Source organism: Paraflavitalea pollutisoli, from assembly GCF_029360705.1.
In the GTDB taxonomy this organism is placed as follows: domain Bacteria; phylum Bacteroidota; class Bacteroidia; order Chitinophagales; family Chitinophagaceae; genus Paraflavitalea; species Paraflavitalea pollutisoli.
Genome location: NZ_JARKMX010000006.1, coordinates 188,483 through 213,257, shown reverse-complemented (window position 1 = coordinate 213,257; position 24,775 = coordinate 188,483). Strand labels below are relative to the sequence as shown.

General features: G+C 49.2%; 23 protein-coding genes. 1 reads left to right on the top strand and 22 read right to left on the bottom strand.

Annotated elements, in window-relative coordinates:
* Positions 1-13 precede the first annotated feature (13 nt).
* From P2W70_RS13995 to P2W70_RS13910, 18 genes are all read right to left on the bottom strand, one after another.
* Positions 14-862, bottom strand: coding sequence for a glycosyltransferase family 2 protein (locus tag P2W70_RS13995; protein WP_276482100.1), 849 nt, complete (start codon positions 860-862; stop codon positions 14-16).
* 13 nt (positions 863-875) lie between these two features.
* Complete coding sequence (locus P2W70_RS13990; RefSeq protein ID WP_276482099.1) at positions 876-1,712, bottom strand: glycosyltransferase family 2 protein; 837 nt, start codon at positions 1,710-1,712, stop codon at positions 876-878.
* A gap of 28 nt (positions 1,713-1,740) precedes the next feature.
* Positions 1,741-2,322 (bottom strand): GNAT family N-acetyltransferase, encoded by a 582-nt coding sequence (locus P2W70_RS13985; protein WP_276482098.1) that lies wholly within the window; start codon positions 2,320-2,322, stop codon positions 1,741-1,743.
* Between the two features lie 11 nt (positions 2,323-2,333).
* The gene (locus P2W70_RS13980; RefSeq protein ID WP_276482097.1) at positions 2,334-3,137 is read right to left on the bottom strand and encodes a phytanoyl-CoA dioxygenase family protein; all 804 of its coding nucleotides are present in this window, start codon (positions 3,135-3,137) and stop codon (positions 2,334-2,336) included.
* A gap of 3 nt (positions 3,138-3,140) precedes the next feature.
* The gene (locus P2W70_RS13975; RefSeq protein ID WP_276482096.1) at positions 3,141-3,992 is read right to left on the bottom strand and encodes a WbqC family protein; all 852 of its coding nucleotides are present in this window, start codon (positions 3,990-3,992) and stop codon (positions 3,141-3,143) included.
* Positions 3,955-4,788: a glycosyltransferase family 2 protein gene (locus P2W70_RS13970; RefSeq protein WP_276482095.1), complete on the bottom strand. Its 834-nt coding sequence runs from the start codon at positions 4,786-4,788 to the stop codon at positions 3,955-3,957. The genes P2W70_RS13975 and P2W70_RS13970 overlap by 38 nt, the downstream gene beginning before the upstream one ends.
* A gap of 45 nt (positions 4,789-4,833) precedes the next feature.
* Complete coding sequence (locus P2W70_RS13965) at positions 4,834-5,382, bottom strand: GNAT family N-acetyltransferase (protein ID WP_276482094.1); 549 nt, start codon at positions 5,380-5,382, stop codon at positions 4,834-4,836.
* Positions 5,379-6,338, bottom strand: a complete 960-nt coding sequence (locus tag P2W70_RS13960) for a hypothetical protein (protein WP_276482093.1) — start codon at positions 6,336-6,338, stop codon at positions 5,379-5,381. Before P2W70_RS13960 ends, P2W70_RS13965 begins: the two co-directional genes overlap by 4 nt.
* Positions 6,335-7,045, bottom strand: coding sequence for a WbqC family protein (locus P2W70_RS13955; protein WP_276482092.1), 711 nt, complete (start codon positions 7,043-7,045; stop codon positions 6,335-6,337). Before P2W70_RS13955 ends, P2W70_RS13960 begins: the two co-directional genes overlap by 4 nt.
* Before the next feature lie 3 nt (positions 7,046-7,048).
* On the bottom strand, positions 7,049-8,128 hold the full coding sequence (locus P2W70_RS13950; protein WP_276482091.1) for a DegT/DnrJ/EryC1/StrS family aminotransferase: 1,080 nt from the start codon (positions 8,126-8,128) through the stop codon (positions 7,049-7,051).
* 10 nt (positions 8,129-8,138) lie between these two features.
* Positions 8,139-9,932: an ABC transporter ATP-binding protein gene (locus tag P2W70_RS13945; RefSeq protein ID WP_276482090.1), complete on the bottom strand. Its 1,794-nt coding sequence runs from the start codon at positions 9,930-9,932 to the stop codon at positions 8,139-8,141.
* A 24-nt stretch (positions 9,933-9,956) separates the two neighbouring features.
* On the bottom strand, positions 9,957-10,796 hold the full coding sequence (locus tag P2W70_RS13940; RefSeq protein ID WP_276482089.1) for a glycosyltransferase: 840 nt from the start codon (positions 10,794-10,796) through the stop codon (positions 9,957-9,959).
* Between the two features lie 57 nt (positions 10,797-10,853).
* Positions 10,854-13,208, bottom strand: a complete 2,355-nt coding sequence (locus P2W70_RS13935; protein ID WP_276482088.1) for a GumC family protein — start codon at positions 13,206-13,208, stop codon at positions 10,854-10,856.
* Between the two features lie 15 nt (positions 13,209-13,223).
* Positions 13,224-14,030 (bottom strand): polysaccharide biosynthesis/export family protein, encoded by an 807-nt coding sequence (locus P2W70_RS13930; protein WP_276482087.1) that lies wholly within the window; start codon positions 14,028-14,030, stop codon positions 13,224-13,226.
* Between the two features lie 36 nt (positions 14,031-14,066).
* The gene (locus P2W70_RS13925; protein WP_276482086.1) at positions 14,067-15,068 is read right to left on the bottom strand and encodes an SDR family oxidoreductase; all 1,002 of its coding nucleotides are present in this window, start codon (positions 15,066-15,068) and stop codon (positions 14,067-14,069) included.
* A gap of 14 nt (positions 15,069-15,082) precedes the next feature.
* A complete protein-coding gene (locus P2W70_RS13920; RefSeq protein WP_276482085.1) occupies positions 15,083-16,369 on the bottom strand; it encodes a nucleotide sugar dehydrogenase in 1,287 nt (428 codons plus the stop codon).
* A gap of 60 nt (positions 16,370-16,429) precedes the next feature.
* Positions 16,430-16,927 (bottom strand): transcription termination/antitermination protein NusG, encoded by a 498-nt coding sequence (gene nusG, locus P2W70_RS13915; protein ID WP_276482084.1) that lies wholly within the window; start codon positions 16,925-16,927, stop codon positions 16,430-16,432.
* A gap of 420 nt (positions 16,928-17,347) precedes the next feature.
* Positions 17,348-18,586, bottom strand: coding sequence for a hypothetical protein (locus P2W70_RS13910; RefSeq protein ID WP_276482083.1), 1,239 nt, complete (start codon positions 18,584-18,586; stop codon positions 17,348-17,350).
* A 383-nt stretch (positions 18,587-18,969) separates the two neighbouring features.
* Here P2W70_RS13910 and P2W70_RS13905 point away from each other — a divergent pair, with 383 nt between their 5' ends.
* Positions 18,970-19,947, top strand: a complete 978-nt coding sequence (locus P2W70_RS13905; protein ID WP_276482082.1) for a GlxA family transcriptional regulator — start codon at positions 18,970-18,972, stop codon at positions 19,945-19,947.
* Between the two features lie 314 nt (positions 19,948-20,261).
* On the opposite strand, the gene nagB is transcribed toward P2W70_RS13905, so the two are convergent.
* The 4 genes from nagB to P2W70_RS13885 are packed head-to-tail and all read right to left on the bottom strand — an operon-like array spanning position 20,262 to position 24,774.
* Positions 20,262-22,184 carry a glucosamine-6-phosphate deaminase gene (gene nagB, locus P2W70_RS13900; protein ID WP_276482081.1) on the bottom strand — a complete coding sequence of 641 codons (1,923 nt, stop codon included), beginning with the start codon at positions 22,182-22,184 and terminating at the stop codon, positions 20,262-20,264.
* A gap of 15 nt (positions 22,185-22,199) precedes the next feature.
* The gene (locus P2W70_RS13895; protein WP_276482080.1) at positions 22,200-23,129 is read right to left on the bottom strand and encodes a DUF4434 domain-containing protein; all 930 of its coding nucleotides are present in this window, start codon (positions 23,127-23,129) and stop codon (positions 22,200-22,202) included.
* Positions 23,130-23,136: 7 nt separating this feature from the next.
* On the bottom strand, positions 23,137-24,006 hold the full coding sequence (locus P2W70_RS13890) for an alpha/beta hydrolase (RefSeq protein ID WP_276482079.1): 870 nt from the start codon (positions 24,004-24,006) through the stop codon (positions 23,137-23,139).
* Between the two features lie 51 nt (positions 24,007-24,057).
* Positions 24,058-24,774: a GDSL-type esterase/lipase family protein gene (locus P2W70_RS13885; RefSeq protein WP_276482078.1), complete on the bottom strand. Its 717-nt coding sequence runs from the start codon at positions 24,772-24,774 to the stop codon at positions 24,058-24,060.
* Position 24,775: the final 1 nt, after the last annotated feature.

The following is a 24,775-nucleotide window of genomic DNA, read 5'->3' as shown; positions in this document are numbered from 1 at the left end:
AGAAGGACGATTGCTACAACAGCGCATACTTGACCATACGCATATAGTTGATCCAACGTACCGGATTGTGCCGAATGGCTTTGAACAGGTATTTCACCGATTCCTGCCGTTGGCGCAGTTTATAGCTGGAATGCGCAATCACCGAATAAATATTGGCGATCTCCTTTTTGTCGTGCTCGTAAATAAAACCATAATGTTTTTCGATAAATTGTATTCCCCCTTCGCGTCTTCTTTTCCAGTTGGTCCGGATACGCTCGCCCTGGTGAATATTGATCTGTACAAGGTATTCGTTGATCACTACGGCGTTCATCTTCGATTCTCGCAAATGGACCAACAGGCGGTAACCCAGGTCGGTTTGTATATTCGATTTCAGGCTGGCATCGTACCCCCTTACTACCTCAAATAGGCTGCGGCGGATGAACAGCGAGCCGCAAGTAAACTTGAGGAAGAAGGTCTGTCCGAAGAAATGAAACACATTCATCCCCTCCTGCACCCGCGATCCGTCGGGGAATTTCCGGATGGCACCCACGCAGAGGATACCTGTATCTTCTTTTATTCCGGCAGCTACAGTTTGCAGCCAATTGGGGTACGCCTCATCATCGCTATCGAGGAAAGTAATGAACTCACCTTTTGCTTGCGCCGCACCCGTATTCAGGCTGTCTGCCTGTCCGGAGTTTGATTTCCTGATATACCTTATCCGCGAATCGGTCAGGTAAGATTTCAATACGTGCTCGGTATTGTCGGTTGATCCATCGTCGACGATGATCAGTTCCCAATCGGTGTAGGTTTGCTGCTGAATGCTGCGGATCGTACTTTGTACCAGCACCTCACGATTGAAGGTGGGGGTAATGATGGTAATCATGTGGCTTTGCGTTTCAGGTAAACAATATCTTCAGACAGTTGCTGAATTCTCCTTTCTTGATAAAATGTTTCATGTATCGTTTCTTCCTGCGGTCGATCTCCCGGGTCAATTCTTCCAGTTGCGCCCGGTTGAAAAAGGCAGATTGCTTCATGAGCTTTCGGGTATGAATGGTTTGCCGGTATTGCTCAACCTGGCTTTTGCCAGAATACGTGCCGCCTGCATGTACCCGGTAGTGCGCACCTACAAACCCCTGGTCAGCAGCTCCACCAAACTGCGATAGCATACCAAACAGGAATGTATCACCACTTTTGGCCCGGTATGACTCTTCCGGGTAGCATTCTATGCAATTTCTAAATACGACCGACAACGTCGGTATGCTGATGTGCAGGATATCCTGCCAATCATACATTTTCACTTGCGCTGCCGGCTCCTGCTGTTGAGTGATCCGATCATCCTGGTCGACCTGCTTAACCCGGTGAAAACTCATCACACATTCGGGATGATCATTGAGAAAATCCACCTGACGCTGCAGCTTGAGCGGGTCGGTCCAGTAATCGTCACCATCGCAAATGGCTATATACTTTCCCCTGGCTGCAGGGAGACAATATTGAAACAGGTTGGGCGAAGCCCCTACATTCCGTTCGTGATAAATGGGCTTGATGATATGGGGGTACCGCTCCGCATACGACCGGATGATCTCCCGTGTGCGGTCTCCACCGCAATCTTCCCCGAGTACGATCTCAAAAGGGAAATTAGTCTGCTGGTTCAATAGACCATCGAGGCATTGTGCTATGAAACGCTCATGGTTATAGGTAATGGTACACACGGATAAGATTGGATCTCTGGACATGGTATAGGTTTAGGGGTGATTAACCTGTTCACACGTTCACCGGTTGGCGAATGGAGGCCGGCACCGCCTTTTTGGACACACTGGTTGATAAAACAGGCAGGTATTCCTCTTTCAGCACCGCCATCATCAACTGGTCTTCAAAAGCACCTTGCTTATACACACAATGCCGTTGAATGCCCTCATTCCTGAAACCAATCTTATCGTACAAACGAACCGCACGAACATTCCGGACCAGGACGGTCAGCCAGATACGATGCAGGTTCAGGTCATTGAACCCATGATCGAGCACCATCCTGGTGGCCATGTAACCCACCCCTTTGTTCCAGTAATCTTTATCGCCAATAGCGATGGAGAACTCCGCCGATTGATTGATGGCATGTATACCGGTTAGCTGGGTGGTTCCTATCACCCGATTGCGCATATTATCCACAATGGCAAAGCGTTTTGCCTTGTCTCTGTTTTGAAGGTATTGTTCAAACCAGGCAGTATCTACATCCTGAGAGATGTAGAGAAAATTATTGCCCAGTAACCCGATCACCTCGGGATCGTTGCGCCAGCGATTGATCAAAGGCAGATCATCCTGGCAAATTTCTCTGAGTCTGTATGGCATGGTCGATTAGTTTAACCCTGTCCGGGCCGGTAAAATCTTTTAGCAGGTGGCTGGTACCATTCATCCAGGTTGACAGGCACCCTCGCATTGAAACCAATGATCTGTTGCACCTCTTCTGAAAACTCTCCGGCATTGTTGCGGTCATAGCCAATCAACCGGGGATAGTCGAGTTGTTGCTTCATGAATGGCCGCGAGAAGGTGAGTGTCAGCGCCCGGCGAACTTTGTCGGTGGTATTTATACCGGCAGCATGCCATACGAGCGAATCGAAGAGGATGATATCGCCGGCCTTCCCCACAGCGCGGTCGGCCTGACTGTAAAAATGTTCATCGGTCGGGCGCTCGTCTTTTTGATTCGACCCTGTCAGAAACCAGGTAGCCCCGTTCTCCGGGGTGAAATCATCGAGCATCACCAACATATTCATCATCATGGGAATGTTGTAGAAGGTGCGTATGTCACGGTGAATATTGCACACATAAGAAGCTTTGTGTGGCAGGTTGATCACGCCGCCGAAGGAATTGAGGATATAGGGCGCGTCAAAGAAGGCCCGGATATAGGCGTGCAGCTCCAGCCGCTGAATAAATTCCAGGAATACCGGTTGCTGGCCCAGCAGGTGGTGAACGGTTCCGTCCGTATTTACATTCACCCCATTTTTCTCCTGTACACGATGACAGGTTGTGTAAGCTGCCTCTATACCGGCGTTCAGCTCTTCCAGGAAAGCAGGTTCCAGACATTGTCCGAAATGCATCCAGCCACGCTCGCGAATACCTTCGAGGAAGGTATCCACCGGTGTTGTAGGATTAAGGTCTATTAACATGATTTATTCGGTTTTAGGCTCTCCTGTATGAATGATGTCTGCCGGTTCCAGTAGTTTGAATTGTTGCAGCATCGCCTTAACCTGTGGCAGACTGTTGAACATCAGCACGTCGATGATCGACAGGTGTGAAATAAACTCAGTTCCCGCTTGGCGATAGGCTACCACTTCCATATTATGAAAATAGAGATTGACACCCGAGGCCCGGAAATCTTGTCCGGCATATAACTCAATCCCTCCAATGGGGTTGATATAGGTATCAGCTTGCAGCTTCTGGCAGATGGCCAGGACTTTCAACACCCCTTTGCTTTGGTGGTCAATATCGAGCGACGATGATACGATCAGTTCGGTGGTTATATCCAGCAATTGAACAATAGTGCGGATAGCATGAAATATGAACCCGAAGAGATTGCGGTTGTCGTGGGTAAAAATGCTTTCTATCACCGGATATATCTGGCCAAACTGCGGGGCTTTTCGATAGGCCTGCCGGATCCTCGCCAGTATGTGGCCACTTTCTTTCGTATAGTCATTGGCCAGGGATTTCTGACTCACATCTAGGAAGTCGGAGGATGCTGCAATCGGGATCGTAAATAGCGCATCCTTCCCATTCAACAAAAATCTGTTGCGGTTGATCCACCCTTTTTTGGTGTATTTGATATTGTCATAGACCACAAAAAGGTCTACAGCATTGATCAGTTGAAAATAACCAAGATAAGGAAGGAAGTAGGGCTGCATGATGGCAAGCTTGTTGCGTCCGGCGTGGGTGCCTTGCAACAAGGCCGGTTCATCGAACGACTCCGGCATCATGTTGATGCTTTTATTACCTGATAATGATCCTGAAGGAATTGAGCGGCTCATACCGCTTCAGGAAATATTTGAAATACAATATTTTCCTTTTTATGATCTCCCGGCTGATCTCTTTTTTCTGCTCATCGGCAAAAAGCGGACATTGTTTCATCAATTTTCTCGTTTCTATCGCCTGCGCAAATTGTTCTACCACTGCTTTGGGACTGAAAACGCCCCCACTGTGCTTTCTATACCGCGCTCCTACAAACCCCAGATCGGCTGCCTTTCCATACCGGGCCAGTAGCCCAAACAGAAAGGTATCACCACTTTTAGCACGAAACATCTCCTCCGGAATAGCATCGAAACATTTTCTGAACACCACCGACAAGGTGGGAATGCTGATGTGGAAGATCTGCTTTCCGCTGTAGGTAACAATCTTGTCCGTGGCCTCCTGTCCGTTGATAAAGCGATCATGCTCATCGACACTTTCCACGCGGTGAAAACACATTACGTGGTCGGGATGCTGCTCGAGGAAGTTTACCTGTTTTTGCAGTTTGAGCGGATCCGTCCAGTAATCATCTCCCTCACAAATGGCTATATACCGGCCAGTCAGGCGGGGATAACAGAATTCATAGCCATTGCGCGCGCCACCGACATTCTTGCTGTGGTATACCGGCTTTACGATACCGGGATACCTGGCTTCAAACTCCTGTACGATCTGCCGGGTGTTGTCTTTAGAACAGTCTTCACCAATGATCACATCGAACGGGAAATCCGTTTGTTGCTGCACCACTCCTTCGAGACACTGTCGGATATATTTTTCATGGTTGTAGGTAATGATACATACGGATATCAAAGGTCGATCCATTACTAGCAGTTTTAGTTTTTAATGGCTACGGTCGAGGGGGATGGCTTAGAGCTGGTCAATCTCTTTGCCGGCGTCCTTTAGATGCAGTTGCTGATTGTACATGGCACGACTGAAGATCATTTTCTCCAGCATCATCTCTTTATTGGTATCGTAATACTCCGACACTTTTTTGAATCCCGCCAGCTTGCCCAATACCAGGGCAGCACTGTTGCGGGAATTGATCTGTACATAGATCTGGTCCAGGCCCTGCTCGTTGAACGCGAAATCAAAGATCATACATATGGCTTCAAAGGCCCGGCGCTTGCCCCAATACTCCATTTCACCGATAAAGATGTGCATCTGGGCTTCATTGTTCTGTATATCGGTCAAAAAGATATTACCAATATACTTATTGTCCATGTGCAGGCAAATGGCAAACCGTTTTTCGTTTTCCCGCTGCAACACTTCATATACCCAGGCCGTTTCCATTTCGGGGGTAATATATTTGTCGGGCCGGGCGCCGGTGAAACGCCAAATACGCGGATTGTTGCGCCACTGGTAGGAAACGAGCGCATCCTGCACAACCAAGGGTCTTATGTACACTGAAGCATTCATTGGAGTCGTTTTATCAGCTTTACCATTCTTTCCATATCAGCCAGGCTATAGCGGTGATCGATTGGAAGTGGTAATAAAAGAGCGGTTAATAGTTTTTCTATTTCAAAACCCGTCTTACGCCGGTTGTTTACATCAGCCCAATAGGTAGGAATAAAAAGGCCAAGGTCGGCAAACAGTTTCCGGTCGGGCGGTTTATTAGTTAGCAACGGGTATACCATGGGTACACAATCGTCCCCCTCATCGGGTGGAAACAGGTGGTATTCGGTAAACAAGGCATCGAGGTAGCGGTAATTACTGTACCGCTTTTCCATGACCTGGGCGTAATTAATGTGCGACAACAGGTATTCGCTCAACTTGGACATGCCGTAGAGATCGGCGCCGCACAACACTTCATTTTCGAGGAATGATGTATATCCTTCCCGCACGTGGTTGTTGAACCGGTCGATGAGGTGTGATACCGTGTATTGCTCGTTCTTCTCCATGACCGGTTGCAGGTCCATATGGGTCGGCGCATATAAATAGGAGCCATCTGGTACACCAAAATATTTCCGGCAGGAGTTGAAGAACCAGGATTTACCATTGCCTTTCATAAAAAAGGCCTGCGTACAATCTACGATCAACCGGTCACCATATTTGGCCGATAAATGCCTGACGTAGGTCCTTTTTACATCAAAGTAATTGATGTAGAGAAAATACTCGTTGGCTTCCAGCTCGGGCAGGTCGTCTGGCTCCAGCAAGTGGTTGATCTCGTAGAACTGGTAGGTGGTACCCGCTGCCTCGAAAGAATCGAGCAGGCCATCACAAGTATAGAACGGCACATACACCAGGGAGGGCTTCATCAGCTGCAATATATAATGCAGCGATGAGCGCCCGCTTTTAAAGGCATAAGGCGTGTCGTGGTAACGGTGGGGGCCTGGGGCTAGTTCCAGTTCGTAATATCCTCCGATTGGATTCATATGAGCTGGTAATCGTTTAACATGTCTCTGATCGTTGCCGGCGAGTTGTACATCATCACATCGATGATCGACAGGCCGGGCGTGAATGCCTGTTGGTTGCGTTGATCATATTCCCTGAACGAAGGCTTCACAAAGTGAAGTTCGATATCGTACCTGTTAAAATCCTCCTTCTCATAGAGTACCGTACCTCCGGGTGGATTGAAATAAGCAGAGGCGCCCAGTTGTTCGCACATATGCAGGGCCCAGTCGCTGGTCGTCTGGATGTCCGAGTAATCGAGGTTCAGTTCGGACGATACTTCCAGGCGGAAAGGAAGATCGATGTAATCGCAAACAGCCTGCAGGTAGTGGCCATTGATCCTGGCAATGCTCGTTTCCTCCCAGGAGAAACACCGGCACACCAGTTCGCGCACTTTTTCGAAATAGGGTGCCTTCTTGCGGTAGTAGTCGAGTTGGCGGATGATGGTTTGTTTCCAGACCGGCCCTTCCACCGCCCGGATGTTCCGGATCGGTTCATTGCTTCGGTGCTTCGATACGGGAACAATCATATATTGAAACCCGTCGCCCTGCTTAAGTATCCTGTTACGGTTTATCCAGCCATGCCGTATATATTGTACATCATCACACAATATAAAACGGTCAACAGCCTGAATTAGCTGAAACTGCCCTATATACGGAAAGAAATAGGGCTGCATGATCGCTATTTTCATTACTTAGTAGTTCTGTGCGCGGTATAATATCCTGATGACGAAATTTACCTCCTCTGTTGTTAGTTTATGATGCATTGGTAAACACATTACCCGTTTGGATACGCACAGACTAACGGGACAATCGTATTTATCAACGAAGTTTAGGGTGTGGAGAGACGGGAAAAAGTATCTCCGGGGGTATATGAGGTTGGCGTTCAGGTATAGCTCGATCTTCTTGATTTGTTCGTCGGAGGGTAACAGGATCGGGAAATAGGCGTAGTTGTGTACGGTATTCTTATGTAGTACCTGCAATTGCTTATCGAGCCGTTCCAGGTGCTCGACATAATAGAGGTATAATTCTTTTCTCCGGGCCAATATCTCATCGGCATATTTTAAGTTGGCCAGGCCCATGGCCGCATGAAACTCCGAGTTCTTGGCATTGATGCCCACACAGGCAAAGTTCTCCGGTCCGTCGAAACCAAAATTGCGCATGTAGGCCATCTTCTTCAGCAGCTCGGGATCCTGGGTAAACACGGCCCCTCCTTCGATGGTATGAAACAACTTGGTGGCATGAAAGCTGGCGGTACTGATATCGCCATACTCGAAGATTGACTTGCCCATGAACTTAGTACCAAAGCAATGGGCCGCATCGTAGATCACCCGCAGGTTATGCTTTTTCGCGATGGCATCGATGGCCAATATATCGCAGGGATTGCCGAACACATGGGTAGCCAGGATGGCCGAAGTTTTAGGCGTAACGGCTTCTTCGATCTTCGTAGCATCGATATTGAGTGTTCCGGGATCAATGTCGACGAAAACAGGTTTGCAGTTCTCCCACATGGCGCTGCTGGTGGTAGCGATAAAAGAAAAAGGCGTTGTGATCACTTCTCCCTTCAATTCCAGGGCGCGGATCGCCAACTGTAAAGCAATGGTACCATTGGATACAAACAGTAAATGCGGTACATCGAGGTATACTTTCAACTTGAGCTCAAACTCATTGACCAGTGGTCCGTTATTGGTGAGCCATTGGCGTTGCCAGATATCCCGGACATAAGATTCATATTCTTCTACCGGTGGTAGAAATGGTTTCGTTACGGGTATCATATGGAGCGTGTTAAAATGCCTGGAGCGACACTAATTTTTTGAATCTGGTAGACTTGTGGATCATTTCCTCAAAAGTGCCCGAAGCGGAGACTTTTCCCTGTTCGAGCAGATAGATCGTATCTGCACGTTTGATGGTCGACAGGCGGTGCGCGATGAGCACCATCGTAAAGTTGCCGTATAATTTTTCAATATTCTCCTGGATGATGCGCTCTGTTTCGGAATCGAGCGCCGAAGTGGCTTCGTCGAAGATCAGCACCTGCGTATTCTTGAACAGCTCCCGCGCAATGGAGATGCGCTGTTTTTGTCCGCCAGAGATCAAGATACCGTTGTCACCGAGCCTTGAATCACGACCGTTGGGCTGGGCAGCTACGAATTCCTGCAGGTGCGCCATTTCCACCACTTCTTCAAACCGCTGCAGGTTGGCCGGCGTTGGATCGGCCCAAAAGGTAATGTTGTTGAAGATCGTATCGTTGAAGATGACCGATTCCTGCGAAATATAGCCAATATTGCTGCGGTAGGTATCGAGGTCCAGCTGCTGCATCGGTACGCCGTCGATCAACACTTCCCCGCCCACAGGTGTGATGAGACCGGCTACCATATTGGCGACCGTCGTCTTTCCCGCTCCGCTTTCACCAACCAGGGCCACCGTATGCTTTTTAGGAATAACGATATCTATTCCATCGAGCACCGCTTTATCATCATAGCAAAATACCACGTTGCGAAAACTGATTTGGTTCCTGAGCTTATGAAACACCGTCGAACCTTTTACTTCTTTCAGTTCATCCATCTCAGTCAGCAGGGTGGCGACCGAATTCATGCCGCCGATATTTTCGATGAATCCCTGCCAGTGGTTCTGTACGGTGACCAGAAAACTAAGCGCGCGGTAAAACAACAGGAGGCTGAGTATGATCGTACCAAGGCTGGCCCCCATCCAGTTTACCTGCAACAGGATCACCAGGGTTACCACGAGGATGATCATCGGCTCTTTTACGGCCGTCGTGATCGCATTCATGTTTCCGATACGCCGGTTGATGTTTTCGGCATCTCCAATCACCAGCTTCAACTTGCGGGCATACAGATTGAATGTATTGGTCGACTTCAGGTATTTGAAGTACAGGGTCGTCTGCGAGAGAAAACCATTGAAGTCACTACCTTTTTTCGACAGTTCAGCCGAGGCCCTCTTGGTAGCCTTGTAGATACGGCGGTATATCAGGTTCGACAGGGCAGCGCCGATACCCACCAATACGGCAAACTGGTAATTGGCGAGGAAGGCAAAGGCCATATAGGTAGCCAACATCACAAAGGCCTGTGCCGCGTCGAAATAATACTTCATCGTCTGGAACAGTCGTTGTACTTCTACCGTCAACGTGTTCTGTATGCGACCGGCATCGATATGTGAGAATGCACTGTAGGACAGCCCCTGCAAGTTATTGACGAGACTGTACCGTATCTTTTTGATAAAGAGTTGGCGCAGTGCTGCATAATAGCTGAGCTGGGTAAAGCGGATAAAACCTTTCAGGGCAAACATTACCACCAGCACCAGCAGGATCGAGCTTACTGTGAAATCCAGCCCTACCCAATGGATGAAGTCGGTGAAATAATGCAGGTGGCCCAAAGATTGAGCACCCGCCTGACTTTTATTGTCGGCCACGGCCTGTAAAAGCGGGATAAACATGGCCAACCCGATGCTGTCGAGAAAGCTGATGAGTATGCTAAGGCCGAGGAATACCAGCAGCCGGTTACCCACCACCTGGTAGTAAAAGTGGAAGTATCCCCGGAAGTTGTTCTTGTACACTAATTTCACAGGTAGTCGTATAAGGTTAAGATATCAGATACTGATGTAGAAAATCACCAATCGAAAACAGCTCCAGAGCTGTCTTTTTCTCAGAAAGATCTTCATGTATAATACTTCGCGGCGAAACAGCTCCCGACGTATTTCCTTTTTCTGTTCCTTTTTGAAGTAATCCGACCGGCGCATCCATTTCCGTGTATGGATGGCTTGCTTGTATTTATCGAGCATGGGCAACTGGTTGAAAAGGCCGCCGTCATGTTTGCGGTAGCAGCCTCCCACGAAGCCGAGCCGGGCACCATCACCGTGGCCTGATAGCATGCCCACGATAAAGGCATCCGTACTTTTGATCTTGTAAAACTCGGGCGGAAAGTAATCCAGGCAGTTCCTGAAGAGGATGGAAAGTGTCGGTACAAAGGTGTGGAACAAGTCCATTCCCCGGTACTCGGTTACACTGCCGTCACCCTCCTGTGTCTCCAGCAGCCCACCTTCCTGATCGACCGTGTTGATCAGGTGGAAACACATGACGTGTGCCGGATGCTTTTCGAGGTAGTCTACCTGTTTAAATAGTTTGTCCGGATCGATCCAGTAGTCATCGCCTTCACACATCGCGATGTACTTGCCGGAACATGCCAGGATGATCCTCGACAGGTTTTGGTTTTGCCCATAGTTCCTGTCGGAAGGCAGTAATTTGATCTTCGATCCGTAATGGGCGGCCAGGTTTTCACAGATGCTCCTGGTGCCGTCGTTGGAAAAATCTTCACCGATCACCAATTCTATATCAAAGTCCGTCTGCTGCATCATCACACCTTCAATTGCCTGCTTGATAAAGCGCTCGTGCCGGTAGGTGCTCATACAAATACTTACGAGGGGTCGCATAGCCTGGTTCATTGTTTGTTTGGGGAATTACAAATCGTGATGACCAGGATAAGGTTGTCAGGCGATCTTCAGCCGCGATTTCTGTTTCTTCTTCTTCATCTTGTCCATATCGCTGTAGCCATATCCATATCCATGTACATTGTTAAATCCTTCGCCACGTTTGATGCCGTTGATGATGAGGGCCGGCCTTGGTAGTTTTCGGTCTTCATACAACCGGTGCATGCGCACCAGGGAAGAACGCAACGAGTATTTATGCCTGAGCACAAAGAAGGTGGCGTCAGCCCACTTACCCAGCGTGAGCGCATCGGATACCGCTTCGATGGGTGGTGTATCCAATACGATGAACTCGAAGCGCTGGCGCAATTGTTCGAATAGTGACTGCATTTCATTACGCAGGATAATCTCTCCGGGGTTAGCCGGCAGTGGCAATCCAGCACTGATGAAGAACAGGTTTTCAGACCCCTCCACAGGCTGAATGATCTCATCGACACTTACTTCTCCGGCAAGAAAATTGGAAACACCCACATTTGGATTGCCGCCGATATAAGGCGCCAGGCTTGGGTTACGTAGGTCAAACTCGATCAATACCGTTTTCTTATTGGTAATAGCCAGCGTATTGGCCAGGTTGAGACTGATGAAGCTCTTACCCTCTCCACTAATACCCGACGTGATCATCAATACTTTGTTGGGGGTTCCCTGGTTGAGGTAAGATATATTGGTGCGCAGCGTTCTGAATTGTTCCGCTACGGGCGATACATTACCTGGCCGCATCACCATCTCCGACTCCATCTTACCGATAAAGGCTATTTCACCGGCAATCGGCAGCGAGGTGGTTTTGTAGATCTCCGACGGCGTTTCGATCCGTTTGTTCAGCAGGAACCTGAACAACACCACGATGGCAGGCACCAGCAATCCCAGTAAAAAGGCGCCGGCATAGATCATCGTTGGCTTTGGGTCTTGCAGGCCATTGATGCGCCAGTCGACGATACGCGAACCAGCGATGGCCGATGAAGCAAATTCAATGTTCTTATCCTCCTTCTTTTGCAACAGGAATACATACAGTGATTGCTTGATATTGAGCAGCCGGTTGACCTGGATATAATCCTTTTCCTTTTCAGGCAATGTTACAAAACGACCAGTAGTACTTCTCTCCTGGCTCGCCAGGAAGTTGTTGTTCGTTGCAAGTTCCTGTCGTATGCTGGCAATGCGGTTCAAGATATTGGCTTTGGTGGCATCTATCTTGGCATTGATGGGTGGCAAGCGCAGATCCATGGGAGCCGATGATTCCAGGATGCTCCCTTTCTGGCCGGCCAGGTCATTGTACTTACCAACCAGGGCGATCAGGTCGCCATCCTGCAGGCCGGGCACATTGATACGTTCTTCCCGGCCGTTGTTGTTGGAAATATTATGCTCAATCAGCTTCAACAGGCTTTCTTTGTAGTCATTATCACTTTTCTTGGTATCGATAGAGGTAAGACTACTCAGTAATTGGTTGGCAGAAGAAGAAACATCCTGGATCTTGTTATTGGCTTTGAAGTTGCGCACATAATTCTCCTGGGTATTCAACTCATCGTTGACCGTTAATAGTCTATTGTCGAGCCATTCGATCTCGGAACGGAGAGCTTTGTTCTTGAACAGGTAATTGGCCATATCATATTTCCGGATCAATACGTTAACGATCTTTTGTGCGCGCTGTGGTATTTCATCGCGCATCACCAGCTGCAGCATACCGATCCCGCCCTTCGGCACCTGACCGACCGTCAACCTGCCGAGGTAATTGGCAATGGCGTTTTGCCGGCCGGCAAACTGCACCATCCAGGCTTTGTTGGTCTTTACTCCCGGTTCACTGCGCCGTTGCAAGGTCACCGTATCTCCTTCCATCAATACGGGTTGACCGTATACTCCTTTATACTCTTTGTTTTCGGATTGAAAGACGAACTCCTCTCCTTTGAGATGCAGTGCATATACAAGGCTCTGGCGCTTGGGGTCTTTCTTTTGTACTTCGATGGTAAAGGGCAACTGGTCCAGGTCAACGGGCATGTGCTGGATCTTACCCCTGGTCATCACATCGATGTCCAGTTTGAGCGAATCGACGACTTCACCGATCAATGCAGCCGACTGCAGTTTGAATATCTCCCCGTTGATATCCGGCAGGTTGCGGGCCGCTGCATTGCCATTGGTGGAAAAGGGAGATCCCCCAAGTATATTGGCGGCATCATTGGGGGGCTGTACCTGTAAAAAAGCAGCCACCTGGTAAAGTGGCACAGAGAACCGCAGGTAAGTCCAGGCTCCACCCACAAAGACCACTATGGCCAATACAAACCACAAGTAGTTCTTGGTAACCTTGGTAAAGAACCGTTTTATATCAAAGCTGGTGTTGCTTTCACTGGCCTCAACAAATGTCTGTTCCATGAATCTGGCTTTTACTTATTTAGAAATCGTAATACCTAATGTGACGATACTGACAACCAAGGTTACGATGGAAGCGAACAATCCAAAGTCTTCTTTGAAGATGGCTCCCTTTCTTGTTTGTACATATAGGACATCATTAGGTTTCATTTGAAACACCTGCTGGTTATACAGCAGGCTCTTATCATTCAGGTTGATCTTGCGTACAGAGCGGTCGCCTGCGTAGTTACGATAGAGATGCACGTTGTATTTCTTGGCGGTATGCGGTAAATCGCCGGCGGCCGCCAGTGCTTCGAAGATGGTTGTGCGTTGCGACGGCAAACTAAAGGTGCCCGGTGCGCGCACTTCACCCAAAACGGTTACGTTAAATCCAGTGAACTTCACCTCAACGATGGGATCTTTGATATAAGGTGTAACCAGCCTGGTCAAGGTGTCTTTTACCTGGGGGGCCGTTTTGCCATACACCGGTATCTTGCCGATAATGGGTATTTCGATCTTTCCGTCCAGGTCTACAGGATATCCCTGGGCGGCGGGCGCCACTGAACTTTTAGCACCAGGCGAAGGCGTCATAGCGGCTGTACTGGCGATCTTATTGAAGGGAGTGGCCGCATCCGCATCTTTGGCACTGAAGGTTATATCCAGCACATCTCCTTTATCTACTACCCGATGTTCCTCGATCACCGGTGGCAAGGTCACCAGCACCGAATCGGGCAGGTTATTGAAGTAATTCAGTTTGCGGGATGGTGTACACGATACCGTACTAATGGCGCAATAAGCAAGAACGATCACCAGCAGAAGGGTTCTGCCAGATGGTTGACGTTTCATGGGGATAATTTTTATGATAAAGAGTAAGCCGTATGATCAGGAGGGTACAGAAAACAGACTTTCGTGCTTGTACCAGTCAACAGCGAGCGCCAGGCCTTCCTGCACGGTAACGGCTGGCTGGTAGCCGATGAGTTGTCCGGCCCTGGAAATATCCGCAAGGCTGTGTTTTACATCCCCTTTCCGTTCCGGCTGGTAGAAGGGCGCCATCTGCTGACCAACGATGGTACAGATATATGACCACAGTTCATTGAGGGTGGTGCTTTCTCCGACGGCGATGTTCATCACCTCATGGCGCTGAATGCCGGGTGCCAACAGGGATCTTATATTGGCCTGGACGGCATTTTCCACAAAGGTGAAATCGCGGCTGGTGGCGCCGTCGCCATTGATCACCGGCTGTTTGCCACGGAGGGCAGCTTCTATAAACAAAGGGATCACGGCCGCATAAGGTCCGGAAGGGTTCTGCCGGGGACCAAATACATTGAAATAGCGTAGCCCGACTGTATGGAAACCGTACAGCGAAGAGAATACTTCTGCATACAGCTCATTGACCAACTTTGTTACTGCATAGGGCGAAAGCGGTTTACCTGTTTTATCTTCCACCTTGGGCAGACCGGGATGGTCGCCGTAGGTGCTGGAACTGGCTGCATACACCAGTCGCTGTACTCCGGCGTCGCGGGCTGCCACCAGCACGTTCAAAGCACCTCCGATGTTGACATCATTGGTGGTGATGGGATCGTTGATAGATCTTGGTACAGAGCCCAGCGCCGCCTGGTGGCTCACCAGCTCGATGCCTTCCAGTGCCCGGCGACAGGTGGAGAGGTCGCGTATGTCGCCTTCTATAAACGATACATTCGGCAGTGTGAGCCAGGGTTGAATATTATCGAGTGAGCCGGTGGAAAGATTGTCGAGTATACGGATATGACCCGCCTGGTGCTGCACCAGGTATTCCACAATGTTGGAACCGATAAAACCGGCACCACCGGTGACAAGGAAGTGCAGCTGACCAAGGTCAGCCGTATGATAGGCTTGAAAATGCATGGGGAATAAGTATTTTATAAGCGTGCGTCGACGAGTTCTTTGTCCAATACCGACTTCACATCGAAGAGTATGCTGCGGCCGTTGGAGAGTTTGCGGACCACATCGGGGGTAAATTCCTGATGTGCCACGGTCAGTACCACGGCATCGTAGTGATGGCCGGTAGGCACCTCACGCAGGGTGCTGATACAGTACTCATGTTGTACCTCCACCGGATCGGCCCAGGGATCATAGACGTCAACATGCACATGGTAGCTTTTGAGGTAACGAACGATATCGATCACTTTGGTATTACGAACATCCGGACAGTTCTCTTTGAAAGTGATACCCATCACGAGGGCGCGACTGCCGGCCACCTGTATACCTTTGCGCACCATCATTTTGATCACTTCCCCCGCTACGTAGGCGCCCATGCCATCATTGAGCCGGCGGCCGGCCAGGATGATCTCGGGGTGGTAACCAGCCTCGAGCGCCTTTTGTGCAAGATAATAGGGGTCTACACCAATACAGTGGCCGCCTACCAGACCGGGTTTAAAGGGCAAAAAGTTCCACTTGGTATTGGCAGCTGCGAGTACGTCACCGGTATCGATATTGAGGCAGTTGAAGATCTTGGCGAGCTCATTGATGAAGGCGATATTGATATCGCGTTGTGCGTTCTCGATGACCTTGGCAGCCTCGGCGACCTTGATGGAGGGGGCGAGGTGCGTGCCCGCCGTAATGATGCTGGCATACAATTCATTGATAATAATAGCAATCTCAGGGGTAGAACCGGAGGTCACCTTCTTGATCTTGGTTACTGTGTGTTCTTTATCGCCGGGGTTGATACGCTCGGGTGAATAACCTGCAAAGAAATCCTTGTTAAAGGTGAGCCCCGAAACGTTCTCGAGTATGGGTACACATTCTTCCTCTGTGACGCCGGGGTATACGGTCGACTCATAAACCACGATATCTCCTTTGCGCAGTACCCGGCCAACGGTAGTGCTCGATTTGCGCAGTGGGGTCAGGTCGGGCCGGTTGTGTTTATCAACAGGGGTTGGCACTGTGATGATATAAAAGTTCACATCCCATAGCATTTCGGGTTGGCTACTGATAAAGAGACCATTTTCCTGATCATTGCTGGTCTTCAATACTTCTTCCAGCTCTTCCGTACTTGTTTCGAGGGTTCGGTCGATCGCATTACGCAGGTCTTCCACCCTTCTTTCATTGATATCGAAACCAACGACCGGATACTTTTTAGCGAACTCAACGGCCAGGGGCAGGCCAACATAACCGAGGCCAATGATGGCGATTTTATGTTGTCTCATAATAGTGGTGTGCAAATAAAGGGTACAGGCTGTGCAGAAGGCAAGCCCATACAGGTTGTCTTATTTTACAAGATTGTGTTTTTCGATTTCAGCGGTCATCAGGAAACCCAGAGAAGGCAACAAGACTTTAACGGTCTTGTGTTTTACTTCGAGCACATCGCCTTCCATCTGCATGAAAGGGCCACTGAGCACCTTTACACGGTCGTTCACGTTGAACTCCATGCGCTCGAGCCTGATGTTACGGTACTCGTTGAGGAATTGTCGGATGGTATCGATTTCGTCGTCACGGACGATTGCGGGCTTACCTAAATACTGTACAAAAGATACTACACCACTTACCTGTCGTACTGCAGCCTGTTGCTTGTCATTGACGCGTACAAACACGTACGACTTAAACAAAGGCTCCATGATGATCTTCTTGCGATCACTCCATTTGCGTTGTATCTTTTGCAATGGGCAGTAATGCTCGATGGAATGCATTGCCATTTGTCCGGCCACTTTCTTTTCCCAGCAGGGTTTGGTATACACGGCATACCATTGCAGTCCCGTTTTCATCATACAGTTAGATTCACATGGTTGGCAAAAGGGCAAAGCTTCGCTGCTCCCTGTCACAACAGGCGATTTTGACATAAAGCTTCGCTGTCCCCTGTCACACCAGGGGCGTTTCAATACAATGTGGGAAAGGTGATACTGCAGCCACCATTGCACGGCCTTAACCGGCAATATAGCTGATCGAGCAAAAGGTGGTCATGTTACTGCATCGAACAGTAAGCTCTTAACGTGATTGTGCGGCAAAGAAATAGCATTACGCTGAACAGAGGCAATTCACAAGGAAAAGGAAAGTAACCAGTTTTGAAGGAACATACAATGAAAATAGAACGAGGACATTAGAGTGGATAATTGGGATTTCAATCGTGAAAGTAAAGATGCAACGTTTTTCTTCTGCTTTTTATTCCATTAATATCCATTAATTAAACGTCATAACGATATTGATTCCGATCTGTTCAATTGCAGGTCAAACTCTCTGAAATAGACGAAACCGGTCTTTCTGACCAGGTAATTGATCTGCTCATTTACTTCCTTTCTGACGATAGACTTCGGGAACAGGCTGCGTTTCAGAAACAATAAATAGAACGTCAGGTAATCGTGCAGCAGTACCGGTAGCGGTTTTTCATTCAGTTCCAAATACAGCGACAAGGCGCGCTTATTGCTGATATTGTTCGAGAAATAACCGCTTGTTAATTTAAGTATACCCAGATACGTGATAAATTCTTCCTGCAACACTCCCGATAGAGAAGACGGCTTGATCTCATCACTATTTAGAATTTCCCAGGAACGTGCAAACTCTCCTGACAGCAGCAAGGCCTCTCCCACGAGATAACCGGCGCAATAGAACGATTTGGCATGGGAAGACCAGATATCGAAGTCGGTGAATTCATCTTTATCTGCCGCCTGGTGCAGGTGATCTTTCCTGCCCAATACCTGGTTGAAGATCAGTACGGCATAGTACCGGTCTATCAGAAGTGGGTGAAAAGCCATGATCTCCGATTGCCGGTAAGCATTCAGCAGGCTATAATATTGTTGAAACTGAGCTGACTGGGCTGTCAGAAAATAGCGGTAACAATATAGTATATAAGCAAAGAACTTCTGTTCCCGGTCGTGCGCATTGAGCAGGTAATATTGTAGTCCGTTACCGTATACACCATCGAGCGCATCGATATTGACAAACTGCTCGAAAAAGAACTTACGTCCGAATACACTGGGCGCCATCGAGCAATATACCTCACCCGCCAGCTGCTTATCGTCGGCCATCAGGGTGGCGATATTCTTGACCACCTGCAGTATTCCGGGCTCAATATGTTCTTCGGGATTGATCTGGGAAAATACAGACACAATAAAGCGGGAGGTAAAAGTAGAATTGACCTGTTCTGCATTCTTCTCTGCATGCAGCATCTCGAATTCTGAAAAAGATTTATAGCCAACATAACGCGCCAGCGTGTCCAGCGTATGCATGGAGGGGTTGAATCCTGTATGAATAATACCGAAAAAGCGGTTGAGTGTCTGCGAGGATAAGTATTCACTGGTTACCTGCTGGATGTCATGCTGTAATTGCTGTATATGCGAAGAGGTACTGCAATTCAGGTTAAGCTTTACCCTGATCAACCTTTTCAGCAAGGTTAATGCATTTTCATTGACTGCAGTTCGTTTCCTGGCCATGTTGTTGCGATTTATGTACAATCGTCGCCGGCGCAAACCGTGCCATGCACGTTAGGTCCGCCGGCTTTTAAGGTTAAATGCCAGTTTTTAAAGGATACCCGATAAAAGAAAGAAGGCAAGATATTAAACCCAAACTGATAGTATATCCAGTCGCTCAAGTGGCAGTAACGGAATAAACGAGGTTATCCAAAGGAAAGAATCTGTCAAATTTTACTGGCAGCAAATTAAGCATATTCCCTCACGGATAAAAAAATAATCTCCTACTGCCCAACAGAATAGGTTAAAACACCTATTAGTGCCCGTACTAGTACGGCGCCTGCAGGGGTGCAATTACGGCATTATAAGGGGTTGATTGCGACTGGTAGCTTTGGTACATTTATGCTATGAAACACTTATCTATACTTGTTCCGGAAGGGGCTATCCTGGGGGCTATCGAAGGACCGCATAAGCTGTTTTCCGAAGTAAATGACCTGCTGGTCAATATGGGACGCGACCCATTGTTCAAGGTACAACTGGTAGGCCTGTCGCCACAAACCAGGCTGAGTAAAGGGTTGTTCACCGTGCATCCTGAGCTGACGGTTAAGGATAACTTCAAGACTGACCTCGTTGTGATACCCGCCGTGCACGGCAATCTCGAAGAAGCCATCGAGATCAACCGACCTTTTCTGCCCTGGATCATCGCGCAGTACAAGGCCGGCGCCGAGATCGCCAGTCTTTGCCTGGGCGCCTTCCTGCTGGCTTCCACGGGGCTTTTACACGGTAAGAAGTGTGCCACCCACTGGCTGGGCGCTAATGAGTTCAGGCGTATGTTTCCCGACGTCACCCTCGTGCCCGAAAAGATCATCACCGATGAACAGGGTATTTATTCCAGCGGTGGCGCCTACTCGTACCTCAACCTCATCTTGTATATCATAGAAAAACACGCCGGCCGGGATATTGCCATCCTCTGCTCTAAAGTATTCGAGATTGAAATCGACCGGGGCAGCCAGTCACCCTTCATCATGTTCAACGGCCAGAAGGAACATGAAGACGAACCTATCCGGCAGGCACAACTCTTTATCGAAAAGAATTTCTCCGATCGCATCACCGTCGATCAGCTGGCTTCGATGTTTGCCATGGGCCGCCGCAACCTCGAACGCCGGTTCAAGAAGGCGACTTCCAATACCGTTGTGGAATATATTCAACGGGTGAAGATCGAAGCCGCCAAAATGAGCCTGGAATCTTCCCGTGAAAATGTAAACGAAGTGATGTATAAAGTAGGCTATTCCGACACCAAGGCTTTCCGCACTACGTTTAAAAAACTGACCGGCCTTTCCCCTATCCAGTACCGTAACAAGTATCACCGGGCAGCCACTGCCTGATACCGTAACAGTTATTACTTTCACGAAACTGGCAATGTGGCAATCTATCAGTTGGACTTGCCACCACATCAATAGCTGCGCCTGGCCGGGATACAAGGCGCCCTATCGCTTTTGGTGTAAGTGATTGATTTAGAAAAGTTGTGCTATTTTCATTACACTTCCATGGGAGCGCCATGGGAGCGGTACGGAAGCGAGTAGGGAGCGGCACCCTTCGGACAGCCATTTTCCAGCCGTTTGCGTACGTCACAAATGTACTATCCCCCTATAGGGCATTCCAAATACAGATGCTCGTTTTTATAAAATGTCATGACATTTTAGTACTCCCACCGTACAAAGGCCTCCATGGCTGCATACTCTGCCAACCCGAGTTGATTGTAGAGATCTGCCGTTGCCTTGTTACGTTCCTCCGCCCGTTGCCAGAATTCGCGGCTATCGGTGCCCTGAAACACCACTCCATCTTTTTGTGACTGGTGTTTGAAAATACCCGCCCGCTTTTTCAGTACCTGGTCAGGACTCATCGGTACCGCCATTTCAATCTGGTGTATATCCCACTCGGCCCAGGCGCCTTTGTACAACCACAACCAGCAATCTTTCATAAACGGTTGTTGTTTGAGCCGTTTCAGCGCTTCGAAGATGGCATCGAGACATACCTTATGGGTTCCATGCGGATCGGCGAGGTCACCCGCTGCATACACCTGGTGGGGCTGTACTTTTTCGATCAGGTCCATGATGATCTGATAGTCTGGCTCGCCCAATGGACTCTTTTCCACCAATCCGGTTTCATAAAAAGGCATGTTGAGGAAATGCACCTGCGCTTCGGCAACACCGGTAAAGCGACAGGTATTGAGTGCCTCACCTCGGCGGATCACCCCTTTGACATACCGCAGGGCATTGATGTCCTTTGCCCCCTTTGTTTTGGTAAGGAGAAAAGCCTCCGCCTGCTCATAGATCGCCTGTGCTTCCTCGTTCACGATATTGAACTGCCTGTTGAAATCGGTCACAAAACGAATAAACCGCAAGGCTTCATCATCCGCTACAGCGATATTGCCGGAGGTTTGATAGGCTACATGTACCTCATGGCCCTGGTCTACCAGACGTTGAAAGGTGCCACCCATAGAGATGATATCATCATCGGGGTGAGGGCTGAACAACAACACACGTTTCTTTGCCGGCACGGCCCGTTCGGGACGATTGCTATCATCGGCTCCCGGTTTCCCTCCAGGCCATCCGGTGATGGTATGTTGCAGCCAGTTGAATACCTCGATATTAATATCATAAGCCTGGCCGTACAGCACGAGCAGATCGCTCAGACCATGTTCATTGTAATCGTTGTTGGTGAGTTTGAGGATCGGTTTGTTCACCGTCAGCGCCAGGTGTGTCACTGCCTTTTTGATCATCCCTTTATCCCATTGCACGGTGTCAGTGATCCAGGGTGTTTTGTTGCGCGTAAGCTCCGCTGCGCAGGCTTCGTCCGCTACCACTTTTACGTGGGGATGTGCCTGTAACCAGGAGGCCGGCACCAGGTCGTTAACGGGTCCCTCAACGGCCTGCCGGAGAATGCCTGCCTTGTTTTCACCCCAGGCGAGTAAAATGATCTGCTTTGCTTTGAGGATAGAGCCCACGCCCATCGTGATCGCTTTTCTGGGCACGTTGGCAATACCGCCAAATTCAGCCGCCGCATCGATGCGGGTGCTGAAGTCAAGTGTAATGAGCCGGGTGACGGAACTGCTGTGCGAGCCCGGTTCGTTAAAGGCAATATGCCCATTACGTCCGATGCCCAGCAGTTGCAGGTCTATACCACCCGCTTCTTCGATCATTCGCTCGTATTGTTCACAATAGGCTTTTACGAGTTCTTGCGGCACGTTACCATCGGGTACATAACAACGGGACTGATCGATATCGATGTGATCGAACAAATGCTCGCGCATGAATCGTTTGTAGCTCTGCAGCGCATCGGGCAGCATAGGATAGTATTCATCCAGGTTGAACGTAGTCACCTGTTGAAAACTAAGTCCTTCTTCGCGGTGCAAGCGGATCAGCTCCCGGTACACCATCTTGGGGGTGGAGCCGGTGGCCAGTCCGAGAACTGTTGTTTGTCCATTCGACTGTTTGCGGCGAATGAGGGCGGCAATCTCCTGCGCAACCTGCTTTGATCCGGCAGCTGCGGCGGCATATTGCTCTACGGTCATCTTTTCGAAACTGACTTGTTTATTCCTGGCCATATTGGTGGTTATCATGCTATATTGAATTAATTATACACCTATGTACTCTTTGTACCGGTTATACAAGTGACCCGCCTGCAGATAGGCAGATTGCGGACTCATAAAATGGGAGAATTCAAAGGTTATCGCCTTATCATAACCTGCCCGGGCAGCAGCTTCCAGCTTGAGGCGCAGCTTTTCGAATTTGATGGGCAGGAATTTGATCGGCATATCACGGTCAAAGCTTTCGGCATTCGTCCAGCATTGCAGACCATATCGGTCAGCCAGCTGTTTGTTGACGGCAAAAAAATCATCCAGCTCATGGTAGTCGATATGCCCGTCCTGGAAAGCTACGGCATCGACAGCCCCCTGAAAACTGGCAAAGATCTCACTCCACTCCCGTTCGTGCTCCCGCAGTGATACGGCATCTTCTTTAGTAAGGGTAGCTGTAGCAGCCATCACCGCTTTCTTGCCATCGATCCAGGGGGAGATGAGGGTGGGCAGGTTATTGCTGACACCTTTACATTGCAGGCCCAGGGTTTTGAATGCATCGGTAGCCCCCTTGGTCTTGCGACTGATCTCCATGCTGAGGTACCATCCTTTAAAGCTGGGATGGTGGCCATATTGTTGCCACACTTCATCGATCACATAGCGGTTGCAGTCGATCTCGTGTTGCATATCGCCCGTATCCCAGTATTTTCCACTATCGTAGAGGCCGAAATAAAACTGCATACCCAGCTCGTCTGCCAGCTGCAGGAACAACTCCACCAGATCTACCGGTGGACGGTAACATTGGTGCTCCCTCATCAGGTAGGCCGACGGGTAGGTGATGAACTTTCGGTAGCCGCTGCGAATGAGGATCACGGTATCGATACCGATCGCCTTCATGTGTTCAAAATCTTTACGCCATTCTTGGGCGCCCCAGTTCTGATGTGGTATATCATGACTGATTTCATCGATAAAAGTGCCGGTAATTTTCATGTCGGATCTATTCTTCTTTCTTTACAACAATATGGGTTTGCGGGAGGGTATATCCTTGTACCGCTGCCTTCATGAACGCGTCCATTTCCTGGAACTTCCGGAACATATAGTTACTCACCTCATGCCCCTTCCCTTCATAGCTATATAATACTACGGGCGCATGGCGTTGCTGCAGCTCGGTAAACAGCGTATGAGCGCCAAACATGATCATCCAGCCAGCATCCACGGCCTTACAGAAACGATGCGCTGCTGTGCCATACGGTACCAGCTGGTCATTGGTGCCATGCATCATCAGCAAGGGCAGTGCGGGTCGCGCATCGAGGTTATTGATGTCGAGTATAGCGCCGGCAAACGACATGGCACCAGCATACCGGAAGGGTTTGTAGGTGGGATCATTCCGGCGTACGAAAGGATTGTATACCAGGTTAAGTATCGCTTCTGCACCGGCACTGCTGCCGGAGATAATGAGTTTGCTGGTATCTACCTGTAATTTACCGGCGTTGGTCACCAGGTACCGGGTTGCATCGTCTGTGTCTTCCACTGCATAGCGAATGGCTTTCAACTTTTCGGGCGTGGCCGTTTCGCAACCAAAACTCTTCCCTTTCAGGTACAGGCGGTATTTGATCACAAATACCTGGTAGCCGAGTTTGGTAAGACCATCGGCCATGGGGCGCTGGTTTTCCGGATCACCACCGGTGAAGGCACCGCCATGTACAAAGAGCACGGAAATACCATTGCTGGTGACTGTCGCCTTGTACTGATCGATCCATAGCGTATCTTTTTCTTTAATGGCGTAGGTATGGCGCGGTGGCTTTTGCGCCTGCACCTGGCCAGTCAGCAAGGCACCGAGCAATAGCCCGATCATCGATCTCATCATAATTTCATTTTTATTGGGTCAATGTGTTCACTATCCAGGCAGACAGCTACCTCATAGATACTTCTTTTTGCGCAGATAATCTATCCACAATACATAGGCAGCAGGTTTCAGGTGAATACCGTCTGCCGTGTATTCTTTGATCAGATCGCCGTTTGCATCGGCGAAGATCTCGTGCAAATTGATGTAAGTAAGCTGGTATTTATCCGCCAGTGCTTTGATGCCTACGTTCAGCTGCAGGATGCTGTCCTTCTTGTTCTTGAGGTAGGCGGCTATGGTGAGTGGCTCGTACAAAGGCAGTACGCTTTGGATGTACAAGGTTGACCTGGGTGTATTGGTCCGTATATAGTTGATGATGCGCTCGTAATTGTGCAGAATGACTTCTTTGGGCAAGGCGCGGCTGAGGTCGTTGATGCCGATAAGCAGGAACACCTTCTTAGGTTGCGCTTTCACCACCATCTCAAGGCGTGCCAACACACCAAACGTATTGTCGCCTCCGATACCACGGTTCATGATCTTTTGCCCGGGCAGTAATTCACTCCAGTTACCGCGCTCTGTAATGCTGTTACCGAGAAACACGATCCCCTTCTGTTGCAGGGGGAGGGTATTGAACAACTCCATTCTCCCCTGGTAGTAGGTATTGTTGTAACTGCTGTCGATCTTTTTGGGTGCTTCCTGCGCCTGGGTATTTGTAAACGTACAGGTCAGCAATGATATCCCCACGATCCCGGCAGTCAACCGCATTAGTTTTTGCGGAGTTCTTCTATTCATG

Excerpts from the sequence above, each read along its gene's own strand:
- P2W70_RS13995 (WP_276482100.1), bottom strand. The coding sequence starts at position 862 with ATGATTACCATCATTACCCCCACCTTCAATCGTGAGGTGCTGGTACAA.
- P2W70_RS13990 (WP_276482099.1), bottom strand. The coding sequence starts at position 1,712 with ATGTCCAGAGATCCAATCTTATCCGTGTGTACCATTACCTATAACCAT.
- P2W70_RS13985 (WP_276482098.1), bottom strand. The coding sequence starts at position 2,322 with ATGCCATACAGACTCAGAGAAATTTGCCAGGATGATCTGCCTTTGATC.
- P2W70_RS13980 (WP_276482097.1), bottom strand. The coding sequence starts at position 3,137 with ATGTTAATAGACCTTAATCCTACAACACCGGTGGATACCTTCCTCGAA.
- P2W70_RS13975 (WP_276482096.1), bottom strand. The coding sequence starts at position 3,992 with ATGAGCCGCTCAATTCCTTCAGGATCATTATCAGGTAATAAAAGCATC.
- P2W70_RS13970 (WP_276482095.1), bottom strand. The coding sequence starts at position 4,788 with ATGGATCGACCTTTGATATCCGTATGTATCATTACCTACAACCATGAA.
- P2W70_RS13965 (WP_276482094.1), bottom strand. The coding sequence starts at position 5,382 with ATGAATGCTTCAGTGTACATAAGACCCTTGGTTGTGCAGGATGCGCTC.
- P2W70_RS13960 (WP_276482093.1), bottom strand. The coding sequence starts at position 6,338 with ATGAATCCAATCGGAGGATATTACGAACTGGAACTAGCCCCAGGCCCC.
- P2W70_RS13955 (WP_276482092.1), bottom strand. The coding sequence starts at position 7,045 with ATGAAAATAGCGATCATGCAGCCCTATTTCTTTCCGTATATAGGGCAG.
- P2W70_RS13950 (WP_276482091.1), bottom strand. The coding sequence starts at position 8,128 with ATGATACCCGTAACGAAACCATTTCTACCACCGGTAGAAGAATATGAA.
- P2W70_RS13940 (WP_276482089.1), bottom strand. The coding sequence starts at position 10,796 with ATGCGACCCCTCGTAAGTATTTGTATGAGCACCTACCGGCACGAGCGC.
- P2W70_RS13935 (WP_276482088.1), bottom strand. The coding sequence starts at position 13,208 with ATGGAACAGACATTTGTTGAGGCCAGTGAAAGCAACACCAGCTTTGAT.
- P2W70_RS13930 (WP_276482087.1), bottom strand. The coding sequence starts at position 14,030 with ATGAAACGTCAACCATCTGGCAGAACCCTTCTGCTGGTGATCGTTCTT.
- P2W70_RS13925 (WP_276482086.1), bottom strand. The coding sequence starts at position 15,068 with ATGCATTTTCAAGCCTATCATACGGCTGACCTTGGTCAGCTGCACTTC.
- P2W70_RS13920 (WP_276482085.1), bottom strand. The coding sequence starts at position 16,369 with ATGAGACAACATAAAATCGCCATCATTGGCCTCGGTTATGTTGGCCTG.
- nusG (WP_276482084.1), bottom strand. The coding sequence starts at position 16,927 with ATGATGAAAACGGGACTGCAATGGTATGCCGTGTATACCAAACCCTGC.
- P2W70_RS13910 (WP_276482083.1), bottom strand. The coding sequence starts at position 18,586 with ATGGCCAGGAAACGAACTGCAGTCAATGAAAATGCATTAACCTTGCTG.
- P2W70_RS13905 (WP_276482082.1), top strand. The coding sequence starts at position 18,970 with ATGAAACACTTATCTATACTTGTTCCGGAAGGGGCTATCCTGGGGGCT.
- nagB (WP_276482081.1), bottom strand. The coding sequence starts at position 22,184 with ATGATAACCACCAATATGGCCAGGAATAAACAAGTCAGTTTCGAAAAG.
- P2W70_RS13895 (WP_276482080.1), bottom strand. The coding sequence starts at position 23,129 with ATGAAAATTACCGGCACTTTTATCGATGAAATCAGTCATGATATACCA.
- P2W70_RS13890 (WP_276482079.1), bottom strand. The coding sequence starts at position 24,006 with ATGATGAGATCGATGATCGGGCTATTGCTCGGTGCCTTGCTGACTGGC.
- P2W70_RS13885 (WP_276482078.1), bottom strand. The coding sequence starts at position 24,774 with ATGAATAGAAGAACTCCGCAAAAACTAATGCGGTTGACTGCCGGGATC.